Origin of the sequence: Microcoleus asticus IPMA8 (assembly GCF_013179805.1) — a bacterium.
GTDB lineage: Bacteria > Cyanobacteriota > Cyanobacteriia > Cyanobacteriales > Microcoleaceae > Microcoleus > Microcoleus asticus.
In genome coordinates this window covers 26,534-33,885 of sequence record NZ_SRRZ01000079.1, presented here as the reverse complement: position 1 = coordinate 33,885, position 7,352 = coordinate 26,534, and the positions used below count along the sequence as shown (strand labels likewise).

The following is a 7,352-nucleotide window of genomic DNA, read 5'->3' as shown; positions in this document are numbered from 1 at the left end:
ACAATCGAACCACGGCGCAAGCCCCTTTTCTCCATTAACTATGATTCTCTAGGCTCCTTAAGCATCTCAGGAGTTTTCTGCACCACTAAGCTTTTTTGGACAAGTAGCTGCCGTTGAATGCCGTACCGACTGCTAATTTAGTTTGCAAAATCTCATCGCACTTCTGCCACAAACGGGCGAATTCCACAGGGGAACTCGACTCTGATTCTAGGGGTTGGCAGAGGTGAAAGGCAAACAAATAGACGTTGGGGGCATAGATTTTGCTACTTGGAGTCATTGCTGATATCTGATTGATTATCTTGTGCGATTTCTTGAAGTTTTTTGTAGCTATCTTCAATGCTTTGACGCAGAGTTTGAGTGATATTGGTTAGCGGCGGTGTTGTACTTGGGGTGGGTTCGCCCGCATCGTCGATTTCTTTCCGCAGACAATCTCTTAATGCGTCTCCCAATCCATTCTTGCCACACCACTTGCTGATAGTGAAAGCAATGGGAAACAATTCTTCATCGGCGGATTCTGCTATTTCTTCCTCTAATTTGGGTAATTTTTTCCATGCTGTCGGCATGAAGATACTCGGATTTTCGTGCAGCCATTTGAGAAAGATAGCGATCACTTTTTCTGGTTCCATTGTAATTACTCCCGTGATTTAAAAAATATAAATTTGTAGGGGCGGGTTTCACCAACAATAATTGCCTGAAACAAACAATCTCAAAAACCCGCCCCCACCCAACGACAAATCATCACCTACATTTTAACATTCAATGCAAATTTCAGGTTGATGTGGGTTATTGGTGGGGTGGGGGCGGGTTTATGTAGATTGTTGGTCATCGTTCTATATTGTTTGTAAAACCCGCCCCTACAAAATCCTGATTGCACACCTAACTTAATATCCCGTCGCACAGAATGCCGCCCAATATTTCGGATCGCGGAACGGCTGTTCCTCACTCGAACACACTAACCATAATTCCACACTTTGTCTAGATTTTTCATCTAAATTTAACAATTTTACCCAAACTCTAACATCCTCCATACTCACCCCGCGCATCCAGTTTTGCGCCGCATTCAATGCGAGGGCTACTGAATCTGCATCCGGCAATTCCTGATAAAATTTAATCATCAAAATTGCCGTCGCAAAATCATCGACAGCCCACAGACTGCTGACAACATTCATGCTACCCGCATACAAAAAACCGCTGGGTAAACCAATGTATTCATCCGTCATTGCGGTTGAGGTGGTTAACCCGGTTTCGCAGGCGGAAAGTGTGACGAGACTGCACTGCGGTAACTGCAAATCGGCAAAGATTTCTCGCAGGGTGAGGCATTTTTCTGGGATGGCTTTTCTGCCGCTGCGTAGGGTGACATAGCGTTTTGTTTCTAGCCCATCTTTTTCTAGCCCCCCCTTAGCAAGGGGATTTTCTTCTAGCCCCCCCTTAGCAAGGGGGGGTTGGGGGGGGTTAATTTCTAATACCGGTTCCAGGGAATCGGCTAACACTAGGGATGACAGCAGCGGATTGTCAAAGTTGAATACGCCGTGACAGGAAAAGTGCAGGTAGCTGGCGTTTGAGAGGTTTTCTCGGTTTTCGTTGAGGGCGGTTTTTGTGGCTTGTTTTTTGAGTAAAATTTGATGGGGATTGAATCGGGTTTTGATGGTTTCTACTTCCATGTCGGCGTTGAATAAGTCTTCGGTGGGATTCTGGAGGGCGAATAGTTGTTGCTGATTTGGTGGGGGGGAGTTTCTGGTGGCGATGCGATTTTTTACGAGTTGCAGCAGTTGCAAGCTGGGGGCGTATTTTACGCCTGCGGGGAAGCAGTCTAACAAGTACCTGGTAGGGGCGGTGCCCCCGTGCCCGCCCTCTGAGGTGAATTGTAGGGCGTGGAGGGGGAATAGGTGCAGGTAGCGGTGGGGTACTAGGATTAGTTGTTTGCAGTTGGGGGGGATGTGGGCGATTATCTCGTTTAGTCGCAGGATTTCTGAGAGTTTTTGGAGTTTTTGGGATAGGGTTTTTTGCCAGGTTTTGTTGGTGTTTTGGTTGCGGTATTCGTCGAGATAGTTGTTTTTCCAGGTTTCTAATTCGGCTATTTCGGTTGTGGTATATGTGACTGGTTTTATGCTGTCGCGGGTGATGATGAAGGCCGATCCTCCCCAGCTATCATCGGGGTAGGAGTTATTGCCGATGTACCATTCTACGATCGCTGTTTCGGTGTCTAAGGTTTGTTGGAATTTGGTGATGTCTATGGGTTCGACTTTTTGAGTTAGGGTGAATTCTGGTTCTCGCTGTTTTATCTGTTCCAGCAGTTGTGTTAGTTGCTGTGATGTTGTTTCTAATTTGGCTTTTTGTTGTTGGAAATATTCGGGGCTGAGGCTGCGGGTTTGGGTTGTGGGTTGTGAGGGAGAGTCTTCGGGAACCCCCCCCGGCCCCCCCTTGGTAAGGGGGGGGGAAAGAGGGGGAGGAGATGGGGTTTCTGTTTCTAGGAGTTGTTGGGAGGCGGCGATTTGGCGACGCAGGTTTTGGAGTTGCTGTTTCTCGGTTTCGGTGGCTGTTTTGGGGTAGATTTCGCTGTTGGTGAAGAGTTCGACTAGGTAGCGGGATTTGCTGCGTTCGATTGTTTGCAGCGCTTTGTCATATTGTTGGTGATTGATGCAGGATTGCATCATTTTTTCGTAGACATCGAGATTTTCTTCGATGATTTCTCGTTTGCGGTTGTCGGATGTGATCCACTCGCGGCTTTGTTCGACTGCTTCTATGGCTTTTTCGTAGCCGAATATGGCTGTTTCCCACAAACTTTCTGCAAATCCTAAATCGCCTAAGTTTCGCCCTGTTTGTAGACAATCTATTGGCAAAGTTGTGGGAGTGCGAACTTGTAAAGCTGCTTGATAACAGGCGATCGCCTTTTCGAGATTCTCGGCTCTGTCTTCCTTGATTCTGTCACTGTAAGCTGCTGCTAAATTATTTTGAGTCGTTGCCCAATCTAGGGGCAAAGCTTCGCGGGTACGAACTTGTAAAGCAGCTAGATAACAGGCGATTGCTTTTTCGAGATTCTCGGCTCTGTCTTCCTTGATTCTGTATAAATAAGCATTTGCTAAATTATTTTGAGTCGTTGCCCATTGTAGGGGCAAAGCTTCGCGGGTACAAACTTGTAAAGCAGCTAGATAACACGCGATCGCCTTTTCGAGATTCTCGGCTCTGTCTTCCTTGATTCTGTATAAATAAGCATTTGCTAAATTATTTTGAGTCGTTGCCCATTGTAGGGGCCAAGCTTCGCGGGTACGAACTTGTAAAGCAGCTAGATAACAGGCGATCGCCTTTTCGAGATTCTCGGCTCTGTCTTCCTTGATTCTGTGACTGTAAGCTGCTGCTAAATTATTTTGAGTCATTGCCCAATCTTGGGGCCAAGCTTCGCGGGTGTAAACTGGTAAAGCGGCTAGATAACAGGCGATCGCCTTTTCGAGATTCTCGGCTCTGTCTTCCTTGATTCTCTGGCTGTAAGCATTTGCTAAATTATTTTGAGTCAGCGCCCATTCTTCTGCATAATTATATCGGTTAAAAATTTTCAGTGCCACCTCGTAGCCTGCAATGGCAATTTCCATATTGCTGCTTTTGCTACCCAGTGGAAACTGTTGAATCAAGTTACTGAATTTTAAAATATTAATAATAATGTCTCTAGCTTGGCGGAAATTCTTTTCTGCTATGATTTTAGTTGCCCACTTCCGTAAAAATCCCGCCAAGTCATCATCGATCCGTTTTCCCTTGGCTTTCAGGATGGCGATTTGTGCTTCCTTGTTGGGGGAGTTAATCAGGGATTCGATCAGGTCGAAATAGGTTTGTTTTTTGCTTTTCATTGCACTACCCATGTTTGGGATATTGTACATTTTTTGCGCGTGAAAAACCAGGGATTTTTGCACAATAGCTTTACCCAGATTTTGTAGGGGCGGGTTCCACCAACAATCTCTAACAAATACTAACAATCTAGATAAACCCGCCCCCCACCACCGATCGCCCACATCAACCTGGAATTTGCATCGCATCGGAAAATGTAGGTTGGTATTTTTCGTTGGGTGGGGGCGGGTTTTCGAGATTGTCGATTATTGACGATTATTGTTGGTGAACCCGCCCCTACAAGCACCATGTACATTGTGATTTTTCGTTGGGTGGGGGCGGGTTTATGAGATTGTCGGTTATTGGCAATTATGGTTGGTAAAACCCGCCCCTACAGTTTCCCCGAAATCACCTGATCCGACTAATTAACCCAACCCTTCAGCTAACTGATTGCGAGCACTTTCCAACGCTTCCTGCAACTTACTTGCATCGCGTCCGCCAGCTTGGGCCAAATTCGGCCGCCCGCCGCCTTTTCCGCCGCAAATTTGAGCAATTCCCCCGATAAACTTGCCAGCTTGCAATCCTTTCTTATTGACTTCAGGACTAAAAGCTGCAACCAAACTTACCTTATCCGGTTCAGGAATTGATGCCAAAACAACCGCAGCATTTCCTAACTTTTGCTGCAATCTTTCCGCCGCAGTTTTCAGCGCTTCTGTATCCACATCACCCAATTGAGCTACAATGATTTTGAATTCGCCGAGATCCTCAGCCGCACTCAGCAACTGGTCAGATTTCGCGATCGCCAATTCCGACTTCACAGCAGCCAAATGTTTCTGAGTATCCTTCAACTCATTCTGCAAATTAGTAATCCGGTTCGGCAATTCTTCAGGCTTCGCCTTAAATCGATCGCCCAAATCGCGCACCACCTTATCGCGCACATTCAAATAGTCCAAAACAGCTTGACCAGAAACCGCTTCAATCCTGCGAGTTCCCGCCGCTACCCCCGCTTCGGAAACAATTTTAAACAGCCCGATTTCTGCCGTATTGCTGACGTGAGTTCCGCCGCATAATTCCATCGAAACGCCGGGAAAATCGATAACCCGCACCACATCGCCGTACTTCTCGCCAAACATCGCAGTCGCGCCTTTTTCTCTCGCTTGGGCGATCGGCATTTCTGCAACGACCGCAGCGTGCGCCTCAGCAATCCAACTATTAACTAAATCCTCAATTTTCTGCAACTCTTCTGCTGTGACAGCGCGCGGAGAATTGAAATCAAACCGCAATCTCTCAGACGATACCAGCGAACCAGCTTGCGAAATCGAATCGTCCACAATTTTCCGCAAAGCTGATTGTAATAAGTGAGTTGCTGTGTGGTTTGCTTGAATTCGGCGGCGACCGCTATTGTCAATTTTCGCAGTAATACTATCGCCAACTCTCAGGGTTCCCCGTTCCACCAAGCCGAAATGCACGAAGAAATCCGATTCCTTCTTCACATCATCAACTCTTACTAACAAACCATCACCATTATCTCCGCTTTTCAAATAACCTTTATCCCCAATTTGTCCGCCGGATTCAGCATAAAACGGCGTTTGGTTCAAAACAACTTGTACCTCAGTACCGGCGGCTGCTTCCTCCACAGATTTGCCGTCAACCAAGATAACTTCCACCTCAGCTAAACTCGACAATTCAGCATAACCGACAAACTCAGTTCCTTGGATGGTTTCAGCCAACTTATCCAAAGAACCCTGCACCGTCAAATCGATTGTTTGGCGAGCATCTTTAGCGCGAATTTGCTGTTCCTTCATCGCTGCTTCAAAGCCGTCCAAATCAACAGTAATTCCCTGTTCCTCAGCAATTTCTTGAGTCAGTTCTAAGGGGAAACCGTAGGTATCGTAAAGAGTGAAAGCATCTTTACCGCTGATTTGTTGGTTGGTTTGCTGTTTTGTGCGATCGACAATTTCCTCCAGCAGCTTCTCTCCGCGTTCCAAAGTCTTGAGAAACTGCGCTTCTTCCCTTGCCAATTCCGCCTTAATTTGAGCTTCCCGCTGCCGCACGTTCGGATAAGCTGCTTCCGAAAGGGCGATCGCACTTTCAGCCACCCGCACCGTAAATTCGCCCTGAATTCCAATCAGCCGCCCGTGGCGCACCACCCGGCGAATCAACCGGCGCAAAATGTAACCCCGACCAACATTCGACGCGCGAATTTCGTCCGCAATCATGTGCACCACAGCCCGAATGTGGTCGCCAATTACTTTCAGCGAAACCTTGACTTTTTCATCGCTATTGTGGTAATCAATCCCGGCAAGTTCAGCCGCCGATTGAATGATCGGAAAAATCAAATCTGTTTCGTAATTATTGGGGACTTTCTGGAGGATTTGCGCCATCCGTTCCAGTCCCATTCCAGTATCAATATTTTGATTTTGCAGGGGTGTTAAATTGCCCTCTGCATCTTTATTGTACTGCATGAAAACCAGGTTGTAGAATTCAATAAACCTGCTATCATCTTCGAGGTCAATATTGTCGCCTCTTTCTGGGTGAAAATCGTAGTAAATCTCCGAACACGGCCCGCAGGGGCCAGTCGGGCCGGATTGCCAGAAATTGTCATCTTCTCCCATGCGCTGAATGCGATCGCCCGGAATGCCAATTTCATCGCGCCAAATCGCAAAAGCTTCGTCATCTTCTCGGAAAACGCTAACAACTAAATTGGATGCTGGTAAACCGAAAACTTCGGTGGAAAGTTCCCACGCCCAGGCGATCGCCTGTTTCTTGAAATAATCCCCGAAACTGAAATTGCCCAACATTTCAAAAAATGTGTGGTGGCGGGCGGTGCGGCCGACGTTTTCGATGTCGTTGGTGCGGATGCACTTTTGAGAAGTGGTGGCGCGCGGTGATTCGGCGGCGCGCTGTCCGAGGAATATCGGTTTAAATTGCAGCATTCCGGCGATCGTCAGCAACACTGTCGGATCTTCGGGCACCAAAGAAGCACTCGGCAAGATTTTATGTCCCCGCTGAGCATAAAAGTCGAGGAATGTTTGGCGGATTTGGCTGCCACTGAGAAACTTAGGAGAAATAGACATGACAAAAACAGTTAAGTATGTAAAGATGTAGCAGCAATAGAACTTACATCTATGTGGATATTTATATCATTATACTTAGTAATGTAAAGACCTATCAAGTTTTGCAAATAGTGCTTTACTGCTCGGAAAGCTCGTGCTAACTTAATAATAGACACCCGGACAGAAAGAGAAAGGAGGTCACTATATTTAGAAAGAAAGTTCGAGGATATAGGCATGGTGTCTCCGGTCTAGATTCCCAGGCGCAGCAGAAATTAACCGAACACAACTTGGAATAGTGGCGAACTGCCGATCGAGCAGTCAAGCCAAACCGCAGTCGAGTCAGACTTAGTTGTAGTTGCAAATTAAAAGTAAAGCTGCACAAGTTGTAAACCCTAGTAAGTAACAGTTCTCAATCGGAAACACATCTCGTTTGTTAGAAAAAACAAAGCTCTCCTATTATTGGGTCTGGTCGCTGTCGAT

The 7,352-nt window shown here is 46.7% G+C and carries 4 protein-coding genes; all 4 read right to left on the bottom strand.

What is annotated here, in order from left to right:
* Positions 1-85 precede the first annotated feature (85 nt).
* Entirely contained in the window at positions 86-277 is a 192-nt protein-coding gene (locus E5S67_RS20210) for a hypothetical protein (protein ID WP_172190194.1), read from the bottom strand.
* Positions 264-626 (bottom strand): hypothetical protein, encoded by a 363-nt coding sequence (locus E5S67_RS20205; protein ID WP_172190193.1) that lies wholly within the window; start codon positions 624-626, stop codon positions 264-266. Before E5S67_RS20205 ends, E5S67_RS20210 begins: the two co-directional genes overlap by 14 nt.
* Positions 627-881: 255 nt before the next feature.
* Positions 882-4,025, bottom strand: coding sequence for a CHAT domain-containing protein (locus tag E5S67_RS20200; RefSeq protein WP_172190192.1), 3,144 nt, complete (start codon positions 4,023-4,025; stop codon positions 882-884).
* 216 nt (positions 4,026-4,241) lie between these two features.
* Complete coding sequence (gene alaS, locus E5S67_RS20195; RefSeq protein WP_172190191.1) at positions 4,242-6,893, bottom strand: alanine--tRNA ligase; 2,652 nt, start codon at positions 6,891-6,893, stop codon at positions 4,242-4,244.
* Positions 6,894-7,352 lie beyond the last annotated feature (459 nt).

Coding starts and splice junctions, on each gene's coding strand:
- E5S67_RS20210 (WP_172190194.1), bottom strand. CDS start 277: ATGACTCCAAGTAGCAAAATCTATGCCCCCAACGTCTATTTGTTTGCC.
- E5S67_RS20205 (WP_172190193.1), bottom strand. CDS start 626: ATGGAACCAGAAAAAGTGATCGCTATCTTTCTCAAATGGCTGCACGAA.
- E5S67_RS20200 (WP_172190192.1), bottom strand. CDS start 4,025: ATGCGATGCAAATTCCAGGTTGATGTGGGCGATCGGTGGTGGGGGGCG.
- alaS (WP_172190191.1), bottom strand. CDS start 6,893: ATGTCTATTTCTCCTAAGTTTCTCAGTGGCAGCCAAATCCGCCAAACA.